A 21,148-nucleotide genomic window follows, 5' to 3' on the forward strand; every position below is an offset into this window, starting at 1 on the left:
GCAGCAGCGGTATTTTCGCAGGAAGACAGGAGAGAAGATCATTGAATTTACGTGAAAAGCAAATGCAAATGACCAAAGAGCTCATTAAGGAGGCCGCGCTGGGCCTATTCTGTACTCAGGGGATCGAACGCACGGATATGGCACAGATCGCCGGACAAGCCGGTGTCTCCCGCCGCACGTTGTACCTTCATTATAAGGACAAGGAAGACTTAGCTGCTAAGCTCTATGTGGATAATCTGGAGCGGATGTTTGGCAGGCTGCTGTTTGATTTTGATTTTGCCCAGCCTGTACAATCCCTGGAGAAGATTCTGGATCAATATCTGGCATTAAAAGATCATCACGAGGCACTGATCTATTATGATGCCATTTTTGGAGTCTACTACAGCACCCTGTCCAAGAATCCGGCGGAGCTGCCTGATTTCAAGAGAGCTATGGATGTCTGGTATTCCCGGTACATAAACCTTGAGACAGCAGCGGTGGCTCCAGAGTATCAAAAAAAGTGGCTGGATCTTCTGCAGAAGTCCACCCACCTGTATTTCATGTATTTACAAAAAGCCGTTATTCTGTCTCATCAGCGGGGCGGTTCCGTTACGGAGGAAGACCGGGCAGCAGACCGGCAATTCAAGGATTTCATTATGGCTGGCGTGCGGGCAACCTGACGATAATCGTTGTTCCCTCTTTTGCCGCACCGTCCAGCTCAATACTGCCCTGATGCAGGGAGACGATTTTTGAGACAATGGCCAGTCCCAGACCGTTCCCGTTATTCCTTCCATTCCGCGACTTGTCTATGGTATAGAATCTTTGGAATACGGCACCCCACTCTTCCGGGGAGATCCCGATGCCATTATCGCTGATCGTGACCGCAACTTCTGCTGCACTGTGGTCTATACGGATGCGGATCTTCCCGCCTTCGGGCGTGAACTTGATGCTGTTGCCCAGCAGATTCATCCACACCTGCTTCAGCTGATCTTCATCGCCAATGATATAGACCGCTTCCGGCAGCTCCAGGTCGATAACGATGCTTCGGGCTGCCCATTGCGGCTCACAGGTCACCACGATGGTTCTAATCTGCTCATCAAGCCGGAAGGAGACTGCCGAGAAGGGGTGATGCTCGGAATCCAGGGAAGCCAGCTTCAGCAGATTATCACTCAGCCGTGACAGACGTCCACTCTCCGCAATGATGATATCCAGATAGTCCTTACGCTCCTCTTCCGCAATCAAATCATTGTTCTGCAGTGCCTTGGCAAAACCCGAAATGGAGGTAAGCGGTGTCTGAATTTCATGGGAGACATTAGAGACGAAATCCTGCCTCATCTGCTCCAGCTGCTTCAATTCCCCCGCCATCTCCACATAGCTCTGTGTCAGCTCTCCAATCTCGTCTACACGGTTCATCTTAAGATCTACCTCAAAGTCACCCTTGGCCAGTCTTCTGGTGGCATTCGTCAAAGCCTTGATCGGCTCCACCAGGTATCTGGCAGCCACAACAATACAACCGCTTCCCAGCACAAGCACGAGCAGCAGCACAAAGAGTACCAGACGGTTGACGATATGTTCGTTCTCGGCCGAGTACTGCAGGAACATCGCACGCCACTCTCCCTTGAGCATAAAGGGCATTCCAATAAACGTATCATTATCTTCCGTGGAAGAACGATAGACCTTCCCCTGCAACACTTGCCGGACAGCCCCGGGAGTGATGGTAACAGCCGGGCTATCCGCGAGCCCGTAAAAAGTATGTTCCCCCGACTGGTCGTACAGATGGATAGGATGCGCTGATACCTTAACCATACTATTCAGGAACTCGTCCGTATCTTCAGGCCTGGCGTCATCATAGCGGTGAATGATCTCCCTGCCCACTGTAATCATCTCGTTCTGTCCCTCATAGCTTATTTGCTTCTGAAATACATACAAGCCGATGAAAAAGGAACAGATCAGACTAAAGACAATAATGCCGAGAAATGTGAGAATGACCCGAACATACAGTGTCTTGATCATGACTCAGGAATCAGGCGGTAGCCCAGACCGCGGGCGGTTTCGATATGAAAACCCTCGCCATTGCCACTGAATTTCTCTCTCAGCCGGCTGACATGCACATCCACAGTCCGACCGTCTCCTTCATAATTGAGTCCCCAGATTTGCTGAATCAGCTGTTCTCTGGTGAAGATCTGCCTGGGGTGGCTGACCAGCAAAAACAGAAGATCAAATTCCTTCAAAGGTAACGTGACCGGCATTCCACCGCGTGTAACCTGAAAGGTCCGGCGGTTAAGCACCACATTGCCAAGCTGCACGGACTGGGAAGTGACAACCAATGAGCGTTTGAGCAGCGCTTTTACCCGCATGACCAGCTCAACCGGATCAAAGGGCTTGGTCAGGTAATCGTCCGTTCCGAGCTGAAATCCTTTCACTTTATGGGCCGATTCCGCTTTGGCCGTCACCATGAGAAGGGGCAGGTTGGCATCCGAACGCCGGATTTCCCGGCACAGCTCCCAGCCGTTCAGTCCCGGCATCATAATATCCAGAATCACAAGATCGACATGTGAGTTCTCAATGATGGACATCGCCTTGCTGCCATCCTCGGCTTCTTCGAGGCCGAACCCTTCCTTGCGCAGATATAGAGACATCAGCTTCCGGATATTGTCATCATCATCCGCGATCAGTATAGTAGCCACGATCATCCTTCTCTCTTAAGCGTTATCCAAACTGCCAGCCGAGCAGATTCCAATAGTAGAAGAAGAACGTCAGTTGGGCAGCCGAAAGCGTCACTAATGTGTAATGCACCCGCCTGAGGGCGGTCCAATATTTATTCTTCCATACCAGTATAGCCGAGACCAGCATTGCTAAGGTCAAGCCCGCCATAATGATTGGCATAACCAAGCTGACAGACAGTAAAGGGCTGATACTGCTGAGCTTCTGCATAATGTCCATGGACATAATAACCATAAACAGAGTCATAAAAGATAGCAGCGCCCAAACTGCAGTTCCCGCAGATAATCGGATAGCCCGCTTTTCCGGGAGCGTCATCGCCTTGAACCTGCGTCTGAAGAAGAGGGGTCCGGGCAAAGCCGTGATGAAAATGAATCCTGAGACACCAAGGAGGATAAGCCAAAACTTACTCTGATCCAAAAGCGGCGTACGCTCCAGCGGCATCTCCGGAGCCATGTCCAGGAGCATATGTGTTACTGTGCCGGACTCATCCGTAAGGAAGCCGATCTGATCGGTCCCTTCCTCCAGCTGAAACAGGTTAGGAGCGACTGCTCTGTACATCTGTTGTTCACTGCCGCTTCCCAAGGATATCTTGTTATCCACAATCGTAACATTCAGTTGGGCAAAAAAGTTAAAGAACTTGTCAATATCACTTATGTTGCGGCGTGTAAATTGATAGGAGCCGGCATATTTCTGTACGGATTCCGCGGAAGCGGAGAACTCCGGCTGCTTCACTTCAGGAGAGGGATAGTACCGGTTAAACAAGGCCTGGACCAGATGGGTCGCAGCTTCGCTGCCTTGACCGCCATTGTAGGATAAGAAAATCCCCAGTTGTTTGGCTGGTGCGAGATACAATTCCGTATTAAACATGGGATCGGAGCCGCCATGAGAGATTAATCTCACCCCGTTCACCCGCTTCTCTGCGAATCCGAGAGCTACTCCCGGCAGGCGCTTATCGAGCTGGAATGCCGTTGAATGCATGAATGCAGCCGTCTCAGGCTTCAGAATCTGCCCGTTGCCATATTTCCCGTTCTGCAGATGCGCGATCATGAAATGTGCCATGTCTATTGCAGATACAGTACCCGAGCCGGCAGGACGAAATCCGCCCTCGAATGTAGGTGTGCCAGGAATAAAGCTGCCGTTCCCGCTATTATACCCTACCACCTGGTAAGGGATGAATGACTCCGGCAAAGGCTCAACTACCGTTGAATGCTTCATGTCCAGCGGATCGAAGATATACTTCTGAATATAATCATTATAAGGAATACCGCTAACATCCTCCACGATCATCCCTGCAAGCGTGGCTCCATAGTTAGAATAGGCACTCATATCACCGGGCGGTCTGATCCGGGCGAGCATATGTTTATTGAGTGTCTCCGAGATAGAACCGGGCAATCCGGCTGGATCAGTAACGATCTGATAACCGACTCCGCCCTCTTCAAAGCCTGCGGTATGGGTCATCAAATGGCGCATGGTGATGGGTTTAGGATAAGTGGCAGGAATCTTCACAGATTTCAGGTAGGTGTTAATGTCCGTGTCCAGATCAATCTTGCCCTGCTCCACCAATTGCATCACAGCCGTCCAGGTAAACAGCTTGGTCGTTGAAGCGATTCGGAACATGCTGGTTGCAGGGTCAACCGGAGCCGCTTGCTCCAGATTCGAGCTTCCATACCCCTTGCCCAGAATAATCTTGCCGTCCTTGACGATAGAGACCACCGCTCCCGGAATTTGCAGCCGGTTCATATACTCTTCCATCATTCCATCCACGAAGGCTGTCAGACTTGCCGTATCCTCAAGCTTGGCAGGAGATTCAATCCGGGAATCCGGTGAAGCAGCTTGCCCTGTCTCCGCACTGGCATGTTTCCCGGGAAATATAAGGCTCGCACTTAATCCCATCACAGCCAATATTGCCAGAGCAGCGTCCCGCCATTTTTTCTTAGGTGTTAACATGATTACCCTCCGCATCATCTTATATATAATTTTCCTCCGCCTAACACTTATAGAGATTATCAGAGTAGTGTGAATGGAACGTTAACAACGCTATCAACTATGATTTTCAGGACTTCGGACAGGATTAGTATTTGAATTAATGTATAAAAAAATCCGGAAGGCTCCCCTGTATGGAAGTTCTTCCGGATTTTTCATTTCAGGCACGCGTCTCTGGGCTACACAAGTAGGTTCAGCTTAATTTGCAGTAAGCTGCATGGTCAGCCGCTGCAAATAACGGTAGGCCATGTACGGCTTCATCCTCCGCTGCTTCCAAATGGTCAAGGCATACCCGTAATATTGCAGATTTTGCAACTTTGGTTCATAGAAACTTGGGGGTACGGGAGAAGTGTTGCAGGAAATGCAAGAATCTACTTGCACAGCCGCTTGGATGAGGGTAAAATATTGACTTTTGTACAACATTTCCGGATTACGGCTCTTTTAATGAGTAGAATGTTGCAATATGTGCAGGATTTCCAAGCTTCAGCGTGAGCCCCCTTCACCTCTCTTAGATTGGCGGGCAAAGGGGGTACTCCTCATATGCAGGGTGCCTGCCGCAAAGTACAATCCATGAGATTTTCATTTTATTTACTACTATCTTCTCCTTATATCACAGTCTATATAGGATAACTAAAGGTGCACTAATTAGCTGTTAATTGCATAGTAGTCAGGCAAGTATCATCGCTCTCAAAGGTAGAAATCTCGGACTGGGCTTGTTTGCCCTCTTGGGAGATTGTCATCCGGTAGTTCTGGTCGCGCGGGAGCCAGAGGTCGATGAAGCCGTTGGACTGGGATTTCACGGACTTGTTCATCACTTCCTTGCCTTCGGCGTCTTCGATGTATACGTCAAATTCCTGGTCCGTCAGCTCTCCCTGGCAGCCCGTCAGGCTGTGCGTTGCGCAGGGATGCGTATTTTGCACATATGGAGCAACCGACAGGAAGAATTCATCCTCCGGAAGCTCATAAGCTGCTTCGTTTGGACCTCCGCTGTCCACGATGAGCTGTGTGGAGGTAATCGAAGCGGAATCTGCCGTCAAGGTGCGCGAGCTGTAATCTGCCACCATTTGCTTGATATTTTGACTGGATGCTGCCTGAGTGTCCGGTTGGGTGCTGACCGCTACTTCCCGGTTATCAGCCGTCTTACGCCCCTCGTTTCCTGCATACCAAAAGATTCCGACTGCCGCAATGACTGCACAGGTACCCGCCACGATTTGTTTTCTCATACTCCGAATATTCATCTCCTTATGGAATGTAATGCTTTATATAGAATAGGGCTCAATAGCCCATCTCTTCCCGCAAATCATGTTCCATGAACAGGATATCACGTTTCATTTCCTTCATGCTAGCTCTAGAGATCCGTCCGGCTTCGAACATCAGCTGAATATGATCACGCTCCAGCTGAATGCCCGCGCGGGACAGCTCATGCAGCGACTCTTCGAACTCCCGCTTCGTAGCAGAGATGGACTCCGGACGGGTTAACCGCATTCTTCCCCGCTCATAGCGCAGAATCAGGGCGCTGATCACTTCAGGCTCCATCTCCCCCGTATTTTGCAGCTCTCTCAGCTTCTCAAGAACGTAAGCGAAAATCCCGGATTGCAGCCGGTTCGATTCCTCACGCCGCTCCTGCGCGCTTAAGCGGACCTGCTGGATGACACCGGTGATTTCTTCCCAGCTTTTGAACGGAATCAGATCATTCTTGTACTGCGGATCACGGGTGTAGATGAACAACTGCCGGTTCAGCCGGTTCAGATAACGATATGCCGTATACGGGTTCACCTCGTGCTGCTTAAGCGCAAGCATCGTGTATTCCCTCTGCCACTTGAGCGCCTTCACTCCAAGCTTTCGTTCCATTTCCTCGGCCTCTTCATTCTTCTTGAGCATGCGGATTCGTGTGTTATAGATGCCGGTTAGATGGTTCAAAGCCAGGCGGGACTGGTCTGTAGCCTGCTCATTTAGCCCCGCAACCACGCTGCGCAGAATTTCGATCCGGGCCTGGGCTTCCTCGGCGCTATGCTCCGCTTCATGATCTGAGCCAAGCAGCAGCGGCAGCAGAAAGTTAGACGCCAGCAGGGTCCACAGAATGACACCCGCCGCCAGGAAAATAATAAGGTCTCTCGCCGGAAAGTAAGAGCCGTCATCCAGGAAAAACGGCAGTGACATCGTACTCGCCAGGGTAATCGTACCGCGCACTCCTGACAGCGTGAGAATCAGTGCCTTCTTGAACTCCAGCTTCCAGGGTCCGCGCGGCTCCTCCCCTTCGGGGATATCCATAACCAGCATCCAGATCAGCCTCAGACCGAGGACAGCAGCGGTTAATAGGAGGGTATACAGGATAACCTGGACATTCCCTATATCCGGGTTGTTCCAGACCGTTTGTATGATCTCCGGCAATTGGGTGCCCAGCAGCAGGAAGACCAGTCCGTTCAGGACGAAGATAATGACGGACCAGGTGCTTTTGGACACGATATTCAGCTTGGCTACCTCAGGATTCATCTGCTTATATCCGAAGGAATGGGCAATCCCGGCGCTCACAACCGCCAGAATTCCATTGACCCCCAATTCCTCGGCGGCCATAAAAATAGCAAATGGCGTCAGGATCTCAATCAGCATATGTAGCGTCACATTCTCCATCCCTAGCCTGCGCAGCCAGCGGACGATCCCGTATTTAATGAATGTCAGCACAAGGCCCAGCACCACACCGCCAAGAGAAATGGAGATAAAGCTCAGACTGGCCGTTTTGAAAGAGAATGCGCCTGTGACCATAGCTGCGACTGCAAATTGAAAGGAGACCAGACCCGATGCGTCGTTAATCAAAGATTCTCCTTCGAGAATTTGCATCGTCTGATGGGGAATTTTCACCTTTTGCTCCAGTGCGCCTACAGCGATCGCATCCGTAGGGGCCAGTGCCGCCGCCAGCGCAAATGCAGCCGCCAGAGGCAGTACCGGCAGCAGCCAGTGCAGGAAATAGCCCAGCACCCCTACCGTTAGAAAAACCAGTCCCAACGCCAGCAGCAAAATCGGCTTTTTCAGCTTCCATAAGGCCACTTTATCGGCAAGCCTGCCATCATTGAACAGCAAGGGAGCAATGAATAACAGCAGGAACAGCTCCGGGTTCAGCTCCAGCTCGAAATGCAGGGGCAGCCAGGTCAAGGCCATACCCAGTGCAATCTGAATGATCGGCACGGAGAGCGATGGGATGAACCGGTTCACCAGATTTGACAGCGACACGGCTGCCAGCATCAACAAAATATACTCAAATAATTCCAATCGGACAAACCTCCATCTCTACACTTGCTTGTGCAGATACTAAATTACGTTATGTATGTAAACTCAGTATAAACGATCTGGGAGGAAATATCCTCTTGGCGGCTGCTATAGATTTCATACAAAAGGTTAATGTACGGACATCGATAAACCATTTATTGCCGCTCGCCCGTGTGCTGGCGTATAATTAGCTCAGACGAAGAACGTCCCAAGCCATCGCTGGCAGAGGGGCGTTCTTTTTTTGCGTAAAGGAGAGATGGAGGGAATGGAAATGGATTTTGAAAAAGCGCATCAGCTGCTCTTGGACCATCATTTGTCGATCAGAACAGGAGAGCGCAGAGGCCGGCTGTCACGGGGGCATCAGTATGCAGAGAAGCTGCTGCTGCGTAATGTCTGGTGGCCGCTGTTTGGCAATCTGGATGATCTGCATCCGGAGTATGAGGTCTACGACTGGAACCGTAAATCGCAATTTCTGGATGTTGCTTTTCTTCCGTCGTATGGAAAATTCGGCCTGGAATGTGACGGTTACCAGAGCCATGTGAAGGATATGGACCGCGAAAGGTTCAGCTACTCACTGAATCGGGAGAATTATCTGAACGGACTGGGCTGGAGGATTATACATTTCTCCTTCGACGATGTGCAGAATCGTCCGGAAATCTGCCGCATGCTGCTGCAAATGGTCATTTCCCCTTCTTTGCTCCGTGTTCCGACAGGACCCTCACTTTCACCGAGGGAAAGAGAGATTGTCAGACTCTCCTTGAGTCAAAAAAAGGGGTTACGGCCCAAAGATCTGATGCTCCAGTACAATATGAGCTTTAGGACAGCACGCAAACAGCTTCAGGAGCTGGTCCATAAAGGACTGCTGCGCCCGGTCATACAAAACAGATACATTTGTTATTATGAGCCTGTGCAGGGATTGCCTGATTTGTATCAGTAAGTGCTGATGACTAGTCTTGGGTGAACCGCCCTGAGCATAGGTAAGCTTCATAAGTAAATCTACAGTATGCAATTTGGCGGGGATTGTAGCGGTTTGACAGGCTAGCAGCCTTAATAATGTTGCAGATATTGCAACTTGGCTATCTAGATACTGGGGTGTGCGGGAGAATTGTTGCAGGAAATGCAGGAATCTTAACGTGAAGTTACTTAAGTGCGGAGTATTCCTGCTTTTTGTGCAACATTTTCTGATTATGGACCCTTAATGAGAGGCAATGTTGCATTATGTGCAGGAATTGTAATTGCGCTGCCGCCTCCACCTCCAAATCAGCAGGGGATGGCTCAGCGAATAGTTACAAGCACAAGCACAGAGGAACACCCCGCTTATCTCATAAGCGGGGTAACTTCCTGCTCCATTTGCCCGAGCAACTCGTCAACGGTGGACGTTTGCGTGTAGAGACCGTCCATTAACAGCTGGATCTTCGTATCTATCTGCTGCCAGTTCTTATGCCCGGGCGCGATCCGCGCCGTGGCGATCTGATCGAGAACCGCCCGCTGAATGCTCTCCGGTGAAGGCTCGGAGGCTGCCCGCAGGAAGACATCGGATTCCAGAACAGACTTGCGTGACGGGACAAAATATTGCGCGGTGATGCTCATCGATTCTGCATTGGTGATGAACTTTAGGAATTCTGCAGCCTCTGCCGGATGACTGGTCTCGAAGACAGACACTCCCGCATAGCCGAGGGAAGTCCCTGTCCCCTTAATGCCTGACGGCATCGGAGCGATGTCCCAGGCGAAATCGGTAACTGCGCGGGCCTTCGACGTATAGCTGTAACGGTCCGTATACATGCCAAGCCGGCCGCTGTCGAAGGCAATCTCATCCCCGGGTAGCGGGTGAACCTTGTTCTTGAACATCATATCGCTGTAGAGCTGCAGCGCTTCCTTCCCTGCGGGGGAATTCAGCGCAAACGATGCTCCGCTGCTGTCGAACAGCTCTGCCCCATGCGACCAGAGCAGCGGCAGCAGCGCATCCGACCAATTGTTCCAGTCGCGGACCAGCTTCACGCCGTAGATTCCGCGCTGCGGGTCGGTGAGGCTTCGCGCCGCCTTGAGGAACTCCTCATAGTTCCATTTCCCTTCCTCGTACAGCTCCGTTGGCGTCTTCAGGCCGTTCTTCAGGAACAGATCCTTATTGTAATAGATCAGCACCGGGGGCGTGGAGAACGGGATGCCGTATAACTGGTCTCCACGCTTGAAGATGTCGAGCGTAGAAGGATAGATATCCTCATACTGATATCCGGCGTCTTCCTTCACCTCCGCTGCAATATCCACCAGCTGGCCCGATTCCAGGAGCTGCGGAATCATCCGCTCCGCCAGCCAGCCGGCATCCGGCGCGGTACGGGAGGCCATCATAATCGACAGCTTTTGCTGGTAGTCAGCAAAAGGAATCGTCATAATCTCAACCTCGATCCCGGAATGAAGCTGTTCAAATTCATCCACCAGCTCCTCGACCATCGCCTTCTGCGCATCATTGCCCCAGATGCTGAACTTCAGCTTCACAGGCTCCTGCACAGCAGCCGTCACCGTCCCTCCTTCTCCATCCCCCGCTTTCCCGTCAACCGCTCCCCTCCCTGCACCTGAGGAGCACCCTGTAGCCAGCAGCACTGCAGCAATCAGACCTAGCAGCCTTGTCCGCATCCTTATGCCTCCTCCTGTCTGTCCCCGGCGGGGCCGGTATTGTTCATCGCTTCCCAGTTCATCGGCAGCCGCAGCGAGACCGTTACACCGCGCTCTGCCGTGTTATCCAGTGTCAGGCCGTAAGGCTCTCCATAGAGCAGACGCAGCCGCTGATGGACATTGCGCAGCGCGAACCCCTTGAGTATCCGGCCAAATCCTCCCTGCTCCGCATCGGCTGCGGCCCGGGGCTGACGGCCATATAGCTGTTCTTCAAGCTCCAGCATCCGTGCGCCGTCGATGCCAAGGCCGTCATCCTTGACTGACAGGACCAGATCCTCTTCGTCCACAGAAGCGGCCAAGGTAAGATGCAGCGTATCCGGTCCCATCGCATGTTCAATGACATTCTCGATCAGCGGCTGCAGAATCAGCTTCGGCACCATACAGTAATCGAAGGAAGAATCAATGTGAATTACAGCTTGCAGCTTGTCCCCCAGGCGCATGCCCTGAATGCGCAGGTACGCTTCCACGAATTTCACCTCATCCAGCACATACACCATCTGTTCCCGGTGGCCTACGGTATAACGCAGCAGCTTGCCGAGACTAGTTACCACACCAGAGAGCTCCCGGGTATTACCCTGAAGGGCCAGCATGTTCACCATCTCCAGCGTATTGTACAGAAAATGCGGATGAATCTGGCTCTGCAGCGCCAGCAGCTCTGCCTCCCGCTCCTTCAGCCGGGTCTCATAGACCTCTTTGACCAGACGGTCGATCTCGCCGATCATCGTATTGAACCCTTCAGTCAGCTGCCCGATTTCATCGCTGGTGGTGACTGTCGCACGTTCCAGGAACAGCCCCCGCTTCACTTGCCTCATCTTCGACTGGAGATGGGCAATCGGCTTAATCAGGCGGCTGGACAGCAGAATAGCTGCCGCATAAGCCGCCATCAAGGCAATAATGGACACCACCAGCGTAGAGTTGGTTAATTCACGGGCATCCTCCCGGAGCTGCGCCCGCGGCATCAGCGAGGTGACCTTAAGTCCTGTGTACGTTGATTGCGCAGAGGCAGTAATATAAGATTCGCCTGAATCAGGAAGCTTGCCGGCCCCGGAGTATAGAACCACCTGATCCTTGCCTGTAATCTGCAGCAGACCGCTCCCACTGGAACGTACCGTAGATACAATCGAACCGAACCCTCGCGCCGTCAGATCCACCTTGACTATCCCCAGCATAGCATGGGTGTACGGTTCACGGATGACTCTGGCCACGGAGATGATCCCCTGCTTCGCCTCTGTGTAGTAAGCTGCGTTATGCGGCGGAAGAATGGCCAGCCCGCCATCCGCCTGCTTTACGGTCTCCATCCACTCTGCCGAGCTGCGGTCCCACCGCTTCCTCACACTCTGGTCCAGATTACTGAAGATTCCGCCGTCATTGGTGAATACCAGAATGCTCTCGATTTCCCCCCTGTCAAAAGCCAGCGAAGAGATAAACAGGTTCATCTTCAGCGTCTCATCCGTGCTCAGATAGGTGCCGGGCTTCCCCGGGTCCCTGTGCTTGCGGAGAATGTGCATCATATCCTCATCATACAGAGGTGCAAGCGTCAGACGGTCCAGCTCTTTAATATAATGCTCCAGATTAATATTAATCTGGCTGACGACCAGATTGGACAGCTCCACCGTGCTGCGTTCTACTCCGGCAATATATTTTCTATAGCTGATAGTGCCGATGATCAGGAACGGAATGGTAATCAGCAGGCAGAATAAAATGATAAACTTCGTGCGCAGCGGCACATAAGCGGAACGGTTGAATCTTTTACCGGATAACATGCGAAACAGCCTCCCGGACTCTGGTTTCTTACACAAAGATAGCATAATTTGAGTATCAAGTCAGAGGAGTTCACCATGTGTATTTACTGGCAAAAGGCAGCTGCCCGGAGATTCCGGCTCAGCTATTCTCAAGCTCGCTTGACCAGACCTCCGTCTGCCTCCAGAATTCGGCGGCTGTCAGTGTCCCGCTGTGAATCATATATGCGTAATCCAGCAGATTCGGCAAGCAGGGCAGGTCCAGCAGATAACGGCTGAACGCATGCGCGGCGATCTCCGAGGTCTTCGTTACGCCCGCCCGGATGCGCAGCGGCCCCAGGGAGAGGCTGCTGATGTCATCCAGCCGCTTATTGGTGTAGCCCAGCTCCGTGAACTCCAGATCATGGAACAGCTCATGGGCAAGATGAATGTCTGTAACCTCCATGAGGCTGAAGGAACAGCCGGGAAGCAGCACACCGGCACATTGCCGCAGCTCCTCCATGGAGGAGCGGTACAGCGTAATGACGCGTTCCTTGGCCGACAGCTCAATCTGGGCGCGGAAGCGGATCTGCCCGATGGTGCCCTGCCGTTCATTGAGGTTCACCTGGATGCCCCTGTCCCTGCAGATGGCTCCGACATCCGTGCCATAACGGGCCTTGAAGGCCAGTGCCTGCTCCCTGCCAATGGCAAGCGGCTGCTCCACATAATAACGCCGTTTGCTGTGCGGTATTCTGTGAAACAACAGGTCGTTCTTCAGCTCGGCATACCCCAGTACATGATCGCCGGGCACTGTCTTTACAGCCGTCTTCATCCTCCTGTCCACCTCCTACTGATAGACGACGGCGAGCATTTCGCTGTTGTCCTCAAGCAATTGCGTCTCCACTTCAAGAATGGAGAACAGCTGCTCCTTGGTCTGCATCCCGGTCAGATCGAGCATTTTTTCCTTATAGAAGATGAAGGTCTTGGGGATCGTGGCATTGGCGTCCGAATAGATCGTATTCTCCTCCAGGAAGGAGGCGAACCGGTCGGCCATATTCTTCTTCAAAAAAGCCAGATGATACGCATTGCTCTTCTTGAAGCGCACCACACCCTCGCGGTCCATCACACCGACATGGCTGAGCTTCTTCTTCACCAGCCCGAACATCGACTTCTTAATCTCGCTGGATTCGAACAGATACCATCTGCCGGAGGCCGCCTTCAGCTCCGTCTTGTCCGCCGGCTGTCCCAGCGCCTCCGCAGCCGTCTGCATCAGCTCGTTCACCGGCACCTCGCGGCTGGCCAGATCCTTCGAACGCAGCTCCGTCGAGCCGGTGGCGATTGCCCGCAGAATGTTGCGCTGGGAGTCAATCTCGATCGTGACATCGACCGTGGCTTCATTCGCCCCGGACTGGACGATCTTCTCCATAATCTCTGCCCGGATCAGCTTGATGTCATGCTCTGTCGCGCCCACTACAGTCTTCTCGATCTGCTCACGGACCATCGCCATCCCGACGCCAATCGTGGAGATATACGGTGCGTTATTCGCAATCTGATGCTTGAAGCCCTCCTTCGCCGCCATGGCCGGGACCAGAACCGCACCGCTGCCTCCGCCGCCTACCAGCGTAACGAAGCCGGTGTCCAGCTCATAATCGCTGATCATCTGGTTCACCACCGCCATTACCTTACGGATGGCAATATCCATCGCTGCCCTGGCCGCCTCTTCCGCAGACATCCCCAGATGGGAACCCAGTGCCTGCCAGGCGATCCGGGTGCTCTCCATATTCCCGCGCGCATAATCCGTCTCCGGCACATGATTCAGCAGATTCGCCGCTCCCGCCAGAGTCAGTGCGTATTCATGCCCGCCCGCACTGCGTACCGTAACGTAATCCGGATCGCCGTCACGCGGGCTAATGAGACCAATCACAGGCTGCTCCAGATTCTCCTTGCCGGTGAAGCACTCGTATTCCAGTCCGGCAATATGCGCACTGCGCGGGCCGACATCCGTGATCTTGCCCCCGCCGATCTGGATCATGCTGCCTCCGGCAACGGCCAGCGTCCGCACATCCAGCGAGCGCAGATAGGTCTTGTGCCCGCCGACCTGGGCGTTCTCAATCATGACCTTACCGTTCTTGATCACAGAAATATCTACGCTGGTGCCTCCGACCTCGAAGAAGATGCCGTCCGAGATCTTCTCATACATCAGGGCACCAGCCACGCCGGCCGCCAGCCCCGACAGCATGGTCAGGATCGGACGCTTGCGCACCTCGTCGATGCTCATGACCCCGCCGTCACAGCGCATGATCATCAGCTGGGAGGTAATCCCCGCCTCTTTGACCGCCTGCTCGGTCATATTGGCCGTCTCCATCATCTTCGGAATCAGGCTCGCATTGACGACCGCTGTGCGGGTGCGGGTCTTCAGCCCGTAGAGCTGGGAGATTTCATGTCCGCCGGTGGCGTACACGCCCCGGCTGCGCGCCGCTTCCATCACTCTCAGCTCATTGGCCGGATCATCGACGCTGTAAGCTTCCGAGGCTACAATAACCTCTGCCCCCTGGGCCAGCAGCTGATCAATGGCATCATCAATGGCTTCTGCGGTAAGTTCTTTGGAGTCGATGAACTTGTGATACGTCTTCAGAAATTTGCCCGTGGCCAATTCGATATCCGCCACATTGGTCTCCGAGCGGGCACTGCGGGCATCCATCCCCGTGCCCATCCCTACAATGCCGACACGGGCAACATCGCCTTCCAGCAGCGCGTTGGTAGCCTGCGTCGTCCCGTGGGCGATGAACTTGATATCGCCGGGAAGAATCCCGTTCTCGCTCATAATCCGCTGGATAATCTGGACAATCCCGCTGGCTACCCCGCGTTCATCGTGGTGCGTGGTGGGCATTTTGACCTTGGACAGCACCTCAAAGGTCTCGTTATCTATCGCCACGGCATCCGTGAAGGTTCCTCCGACATCGATGCCGATTCTGATCTGTTTATTGCTCATAGCAGGTTCTCCTCTCCATGAAGCTTAGGTCTCTAAGAGTCTCTAAAAGGCAATCATTCCCGCAATAATCATCGAGATCATCACCGCAACGAACATCCATGGCAGCGTCTTGCGCAGCGTTTCAATAATATCCGTCTTCGTGTAATCGGCGATCCAGACATTATGCGAGTTGGTCGGATCACTGACGGCCTGCAGATTGCTCACAATACGCAGTGCGAGCATCGCTGCCACAGGGGCCATGCCACCAGCCACGATCAATGCCGCGATACCGCTGCCCAGTCCCCATACGTTGAGCGGTCCACGGTAAATCGCCAGCGGAGACAACAGGGTGAAGATGAGAATATACATCAGCGGACTGGTTGGAATGATGCCTTCGATCAGCGGCTGAATCAATGAAGCCACTTGAGGTGCGGTTACCGCACTGAGCAGCATCCCGATGCCGATCATCAGACCCAGCGCACCGGCTACATCCTGAATGCCTTCTACCAGCGCACTCGACAACACATGGAATGGACGCTTAGGGGTGGCGAGCAGCAGGGTGACCAGAGCCCCCATGAAGACCGCCGAGACAATATCCACCTTCAGGAAAAACACGAGCAGCACCGGAACAAGCGGACTGATGAGCGCAACCGCTCTTACATTCTTGTTGTCCTGAGCCTGGAATTCCGGCTTGAGCGGCATCGCCCAGGCACGGCGGACCTTGCCGTCTTTGCGGGTATAATAGACGATCATAATCAGGGCAATCACAATCAGCGGGACGGCACAGACCAGCGAATAAGAAGCAATCGTGTTCGTCGGTACCTTAAGCACATCGGTATAGATCGCCCAGGTGGAGACGTTGAACACCACGCCGACCGCATTGGCCAGCAATACTACCAGGCCGCTTACAAAGGGCTTAAGCCCGGCTGTCAGCATAATAGGGATAGCGATGGTCCCGACCAGAATAACCATACCCAGGCCATTCGCAGCCGAGAAGATTACAGAGGCAGCGAGGAAAAAGATAATGGCAATCGCCAGCGGCTTATCTCCCGCCAGCTCTGCTGCCTTGCGGATAATGGTCTTCGTGATGCCGACCTTGCTGAGAATCTGGCCGAACCAGGCGCCGAAGATCAGTCCGGCGATGGCGGTAGACAGCTTCATGGCTCCGCCTGCAAGCACACCCTTCGTGATGGTGAAGGTATCCGGGTTATCTGACAAGAGCGGGATACCCGCGATCGCCGCCAGCAGAATTGCCATCATCGGCAAAGCCAGCAGCGTGGTCAGCTTGCGGGTCATCATCAGGCCCACAAACACAATGAATACAAGTAAAATCCCGATAATTTGCACGGTTTCCAAACCAATTCCTCCTAAAATCGTGTGAGTGATACATCCTAAATCAATGAATATTCTCTGCTATAATTACTCTGATTATCGTTGTTATAAGAATTAATTTACACCTCCAGATAAGCACCGTGCGCCACAAGCATCTCCTGCAAGCTCTTATAATCCACCTGCTGCACTGGAACTCCTTCCCGGACAGCCAGCGCCGCCGCCGTACCGCCCGCCTGCCCGATTGCGCCTACCGTCGGTGTAGTCCGCACAGCCGCCTGGGCTTCAAAGGTAGCCGAGAGGCATCGTCCGACCACGATCAGGTTGTCGATCTCGTTTGTGATCAGGCAGCGGTAAGGGATGCCGTACATCGTGCCCCACTCCAGATGATCTGTTGCGGTTCCCTCGCCGTCCGGACTGTGAATATCAATCGGATACCCGGAGTGGGCAATCACATCCTCGAAGGGCTTCACGGAGAGAATATCCTGCGCAGTCAGTGTATACACTCCTTTGATCTGGCGGGAGCCGCGTACGCCGATGGACGGGCCTGTGGAGACGACCACTGATTCTTCAAAGCCGGGAATATACTTTTTCAGAAAAAGCTCCAGCTCCCGGCACTGCTTGCGGCCCTCAATCTCGGCCTCGCTGAGGCTCCACGGGTCTGTGCTGTCCTTGCCGAGAATGCGCGTTGTATTCATGATAATCTCACCGGGATTGCTCGTCTCGAAGAATAACACATCCTCTCTCGGAATACTGATCTCACCGCGCGCCTTCGCTTCACGGAATTGCTTGTCGAAGCCGACGACAGAGAGTCTGGCCGCCGAGTCCATCACCGTAATATCCAGATTCATGCGCGGAAAGTCCTCACGGTGCCCGCGGATATACGCCTTGATCTTCTCTGTGTCTACTCCCCTCATCTTCATCTTTAGGGTCATCGGCTGCGACTGCTCGTCGGATTCGCGCCCTTTGGTGAACGGGACGCCGGACCAGGCCGCCAGATCACCATCCCCCGTAGCATCAATGAATACATCCGCCGAGACCCTGCTAAGCCCGGCTTTATTGCACAAGGTAAGCGATGTAATGTGTCTGCCGGAGACTTCAGCACCGGCCAGCATCGTATGATACAGCACCTCGCCTCCGCTCTCCTGCAGCATCAGATCCAGCTCGTATTTCATCGCTTCGGCATCGAACGGTGTCACCGAATAGGTGTAATTCGTCGCATCCGGGATATGCCCCGGCGATTTGCCGAGCGCCCGGAGCCGCTGAATCAGCTCATCGGTGATTCCCTGGATAGCCTGCTTATCCCCCGCGTGAAAAGTCATCATCGGTCCTACGCCCGCAGCAGTCAGGGTGCCGCCCAGGAACCCCCCCGCCTCGATGATCAGCGTCCGGGCGCCTGCTCTTGCTGCTGCGATAGCCGCAATGGAGCCGGAAACCCCGCCTCCCGCCACAACCACTTCATATTTACGCATCCTTGCTCCTCCTTCTTCTTCTAAAGTGAACGGTTACATTACTGCTGCTCCCTGTATTGCGTTGGGGTGCAGCCGGCATAGTCCTTGAATACCGCCATGAAATGCTTCGAGCTTAGGTAGCCGGATAATTTGGCAACCTCATAGATTTTGAGATTCGTCTCCTTCAGCAGCTGCTTGGCCCGGTTCATCCGGCACCGGGAGACATAATCCGTAAAGTTCTGTCCGGTCTCCGTCTTGAACAGCACCGACAGGTACTGGTGATTCAGATGCACCTGCTCCGCCATATATTGCAGCGAAATTTCCTGATCCAGCCGCTGGGCCACCAATTCTTTCACTTTACGGATCAGTTGCCTGCCCTTCTGGTCGGTCTCCCCCTCTTCCGGCTGGCCCGGCAGAGCATTCCGGGCGCCATGCTTGCGCTTGAACTCCCCTAAGGCCTGGGCCAGCTCCGTGCGGTCAACCGGCTTCAGGAGATAATCGCTGATGCCGTATTTGATGGCCTGCTTTGCATATTCGAAATCGGCATACCCGCTCAGAATCAGGATATACAATTCAGGGTACTGGTCACGAACCCGCCGGATCATCTCCAGGCCGTTCATTTCATTCATCCGTATATCCGAGATCAGGACATCAGGCTTCACACTCTTGAGTGCCTCCAGTGCAATTCTTCCGTTCTCTGCCTCACCCACCACCTGAAAGCCGCCGATGACCTCCTCAATCAAATGCTTGAGGCCCGCACGGATCAGGGCTTCATCCTCAACCAGAAACAGCTTGTGCAACCCTATCCCTCCAAATACAGCATCTGGCCGCCGCTGCGCTTCGCCAGGCTTCTGAGGCTCATTCCTGGTGAAACGCTTACAGTACCAGTATAAAATTTGAGCACCTTCAATGAAACGGTCCTCATTCGAGAAAAGGTATGAAATTTCGAGATGTATCCGCTTGCGCTCCGCAAGATATGAAACCGGATGCCCTTCACGCCTGTAGTACGGCGGAAATGACATCCGGTTGTGCTTGCTTGTATATACACAGCCCGCTTCTGGCCTGGCTGATTACAGGCTTTGCGCTGTGCTGTTATCATACAGCGCAATCAATTCATCGAATGATGAGATAATGACATCCGAGCCCTTCAGCTCATCCTGCCGCCCGAAGCCGGCATAGGCGCAGCCGATAACGGTCTGTCCGTTGCCCTTGCCCGCCTGTACATCGGAGGAACGGTCCCCGACCATCCAGGCGCTGCCGATCTTGTGATTGTCCAGCAGCAGGCCGAGCAGCTCGGTCTTCGTTGCCGTGCCCGAGCCGCCCGCACTGTACAGCCCCTCGAACAGGTCCTTCAGCTCGTGTACGACAACGATGCTATGGATGTAATCCTCCAGCCCGTTGCTGGCTACGAACAGCTTCACTCCGCGCGTGTGCAGCGCACGCAGCGTCTCGACTACCTTAGGGTACAGGACTGTCCCTCCGGCCTCCAGCCCCTCAATCTCCAGCTGCAGGAGCAGTTCATCCGCCCGGCGGTGTACCGCCTCATCCGCTTCCGGCATTACGTTCTTCCAGATATCCGCAAGCAGCATGCCTAGACTGCCCAGAATGCGCTCCTCCGGCGGAGTCGGGCCGGAATGCAGGCCTTCTTCCCGCAGAATATCAAACATTTTATGATAGGCGGGCAATAACAGGCTCTCTGTCTGGAACAGCGTACCATCCATATCAAATACGATGGCTTCCGGCTGGTTTAAGTTCGGCAGCGGTCTGTTCCCCGCCTGTGTCTGTTCTTCGTTGCTCATGAGGTGAATCATCCCTTCCCAATTGTTCTTCGGTCACACGCCCTAATGATATAGGAAGCAGCAGATGTTGTCTACGAACCCCTAATTACAGAAAGGGACCGCAGTGCAAACACATAGCGTGCTTACACTGCGGTCCCTTCTGTTCATACTGCCTACTGCCTCAGAGCCTTAACTTATACGTTGTCGAAACTTGAGATCAGTTCATCAAGAACATCTTTGCTGACCATCTTACCCTTGAAGTTGATCAGGTTCTCGGAACTTCCGGAGAAGATGCAAGTAGGTTCATATTTTCTGAGAATGATCTTTTCGCCGTCCACAAAAATTTCGAGCGGATCCTTTATGTCAATTCCCATTGTTCTGCGCAGCTCAATCGGAATCACAATACGTCCCAGTTCATCTACTTTTCTTACTATGCCAGTTGCTTTCATCATTATGCATCCTCCCTTGAAATAACACTTGGATCATCATTCGGTGTTAAAAGCTATCAAAGCTTCTAATAAGTAGAAATGATTACTCTATAATTGCATTGTAAAGTGCTATTTCTTTCCTGTCAATTTTATTTCTACATCTTTTGATATTTATCGACAAAATATTCGACAAAGTTTAGAGTTTTTTCGACAAATCTATAACCGAAACCGTTTTATATCCATTTTATTCTTTTCATTCAATTTTTGCCCGGAATGCTGTAGGGGTATGGTTGAAGCAGTTCTCCCCTTAACTTACGGCTGCTCCTTAGGAACTATGCTCTTCCTTTACTTGACAAGAAAGATATACAATCTATATATTTTACGTAATATACTATATTGGAGTGTTTCCATGAGCAAAGAAGCTGAGAAAGAGCAAGCCGTCTATACCGTCATGGAGCATATGGCCAGCGTGCAGCAGAAATCACAGGCGTTCATAGACCGGATTACGAAAAAAGGGTCACTCTCGCAGAACCAGATCATGCTGATGTTCCTGCTGCAGCTCACCGGCTCTCTTAATATTACGGATATCTCAGAGCGGCTAGTCATTACGCCGGGAGCCGCTTCGTTCATGTGCGATAAGCTGGAGGATCTGGGATACATCGAGAGAGTGCGCACGAAGGAAGACCGCAGAGTCGTCAATATTGTTCTCACCGGATCAGGCAAGCAGCACATCCTTTCTCTCTTCGACACCTTTGCATTGACTGACCTTGACAACATATCGGCAGCCCTGCAGAGGATCGATGAGCTGATGGGCGGAATGTTACAGTAGCATCAACGGCTATCCTTTAAGCAC

General features: G+C 52.9%; 17 protein-coding genes. 3 read left to right on the forward strand and 14 right to left on the reverse strand.

The genetic code is table 11. From position 1 onward, the window contains the following. Positions 1-41 precede the first annotated feature (41 nt). Positions 42-659: a TetR/AcrR family transcriptional regulator gene (locus tag MKY96_RS18690; RefSeq protein WP_340942275.1), complete on the forward strand. Its 618-nt coding sequence runs from the start codon at positions 42-44 to the stop codon at positions 657-659. Here the strand turns inward: MKY96_RS18690 and MKY96_RS18695 are convergent. From MKY96_RS18695 to MKY96_RS18715, 5 genes are all read right to left on the reverse strand, one after another. Next, a complete protein-coding gene (locus tag MKY96_RS18695) occupies positions 634-1,992 on the reverse strand; it encodes a HAMP domain-containing sensor histidine kinase (RefSeq protein WP_340942279.1) in 1,359 nt (452 codons plus the stop codon). The genes MKY96_RS18690 and MKY96_RS18695 overlap by 26 nt on opposite strands. Continuing rightward, a complete protein-coding gene (locus MKY96_RS18700; RefSeq protein ID WP_340942281.1) occupies positions 1,989-2,666 on the reverse strand; it encodes a response regulator transcription factor in 678 nt (225 codons plus the stop codon). Before MKY96_RS18700 ends, MKY96_RS18695 begins: the two co-directional genes overlap by 4 nt. A gap of 22 nt (positions 2,667-2,688) precedes the next feature. Continuing rightward, on the reverse strand, positions 2,689-4,650 hold the full coding sequence (locus tag MKY96_RS18705) for a serine hydrolase domain-containing protein (protein ID WP_340942284.1): 1,962 nt from the start codon (positions 4,648-4,650) through the stop codon (positions 2,689-2,691). Positions 4,651-5,327: 677 nt separating this feature from the next. Further along, on the reverse strand, positions 5,328-5,909 hold the full coding sequence (locus MKY96_RS18710; protein ID WP_340942286.1) for a CueP family metal-binding protein: 582 nt from the start codon (positions 5,907-5,909) through the stop codon (positions 5,328-5,330). 52 nt (positions 5,910-5,961) lie between these two features. Then, positions 5,962-7,953 (reverse strand): Na+/H+ antiporter, encoded by a 1,992-nt coding sequence (locus MKY96_RS18715; protein WP_340942289.1) that lies wholly within the window; start codon positions 7,951-7,953, stop codon positions 5,962-5,964. A 268-nt stretch (positions 7,954-8,221) separates the two neighbouring features. Here MKY96_RS18715 and MKY96_RS18720 point away from each other — a divergent pair, with 268 nt between their 5' ends. Further along, entirely contained in the window at positions 8,222-8,887 is a 666-nt protein-coding gene (locus MKY96_RS18720; protein WP_076079130.1) for a hypothetical protein, read from the forward strand. 380 nt (positions 8,888-9,267) lie between these two features. Here the strand turns inward: MKY96_RS18720 and MKY96_RS18725 are convergent, their stop codons facing one another. From MKY96_RS18725 to MKY96_RS18765, 9 genes are all read right to left on the reverse strand, one after another. Further along, a complete protein-coding gene (locus tag MKY96_RS18725) occupies positions 9,268-10,581 on the reverse strand; it encodes an ABC transporter substrate-binding protein (RefSeq protein ID WP_340942292.1) in 1,314 nt (437 codons plus the stop codon). 2 nt (positions 10,582-10,583) lie between these two features. Beyond that, positions 10,584-12,383: a sensor histidine kinase gene (locus tag MKY96_RS18730; RefSeq protein WP_340942293.1), complete on the reverse strand. Its 1,800-nt coding sequence runs from the start codon at positions 12,381-12,383 to the stop codon at positions 10,584-10,586. A gap of 118 nt (positions 12,384-12,501) precedes the next feature. Then, entirely contained in the window at positions 12,502-13,170 is a 669-nt protein-coding gene (locus MKY96_RS18735) for a hypothetical protein (RefSeq protein ID WP_340942295.1), read from the reverse strand. A gap of 15 nt (positions 13,171-13,185) precedes the next feature. Continuing rightward, the gene (locus tag MKY96_RS18740) at positions 13,186-15,330 is read right to left on the reverse strand and encodes a hydantoinase/oxoprolinase family protein (protein WP_340942296.1); all 2,145 of its coding nucleotides are present in this window, start codon (positions 15,328-15,330) and stop codon (positions 13,186-13,188) included. Between the two features lie 42 nt (positions 15,331-15,372). After that, the gene (locus MKY96_RS18745) at positions 15,373-16,656 is read right to left on the reverse strand and encodes a citrate transporter (RefSeq protein ID WP_340944638.1); all 1,284 of its coding nucleotides are present in this window, start codon (positions 16,654-16,656) and stop codon (positions 15,373-15,375) included. Between the two features lie 104 nt (positions 16,657-16,760). Continuing rightward, positions 16,761-18,110, reverse strand: a complete 1,350-nt coding sequence (locus MKY96_RS18750; protein WP_340942298.1) for an FAD-dependent oxidoreductase — start codon at positions 18,108-18,110, stop codon at positions 16,761-16,763. 38 nt (positions 18,111-18,148) lie between these two features. Beyond that, complete coding sequence (locus tag MKY96_RS18755) at positions 18,149-18,889, reverse strand: response regulator transcription factor (RefSeq protein ID WP_340942299.1); 741 nt, start codon at positions 18,887-18,889, stop codon at positions 18,149-18,151. 270 nt (positions 18,890-19,159) lie between these two features. Continuing rightward, the gene (locus MKY96_RS18760) at positions 19,160-19,888 is read right to left on the reverse strand and encodes an HAD family hydrolase (protein WP_340942300.1); all 729 of its coding nucleotides are present in this window, start codon (positions 19,886-19,888) and stop codon (positions 19,160-19,162) included. A 173-nt stretch (positions 19,889-20,061) separates the two neighbouring features. After that, positions 20,062-20,319, reverse strand: a complete 258-nt coding sequence (locus MKY96_RS18765) for an AbrB/MazE/SpoVT family DNA-binding domain-containing protein (RefSeq protein WP_036721536.1) — start codon at positions 20,317-20,319, stop codon at positions 20,062-20,064. Between the two features lie 385 nt (positions 20,320-20,704). Here MKY96_RS18765 and MKY96_RS18770 point away from each other — a divergent pair, with 385 nt between their 5' ends. After that, positions 20,705-21,124, forward strand: coding sequence for a MarR family winged helix-turn-helix transcriptional regulator (locus tag MKY96_RS18770; RefSeq protein ID WP_340942301.1), 420 nt, complete (start codon positions 20,705-20,707; stop codon positions 21,122-21,124). Positions 21,125-21,148: the final 24 nt, after the last annotated feature.

The sequence above is a fragment of the Paenibacillus sp. FSL R7-0302 genome, from assembly GCF_038006885.1.
In the GTDB taxonomy this organism is placed as follows: domain Bacteria; phylum Bacillota; class Bacilli; order Paenibacillales; family Paenibacillaceae; genus Paenibacillus_AQ.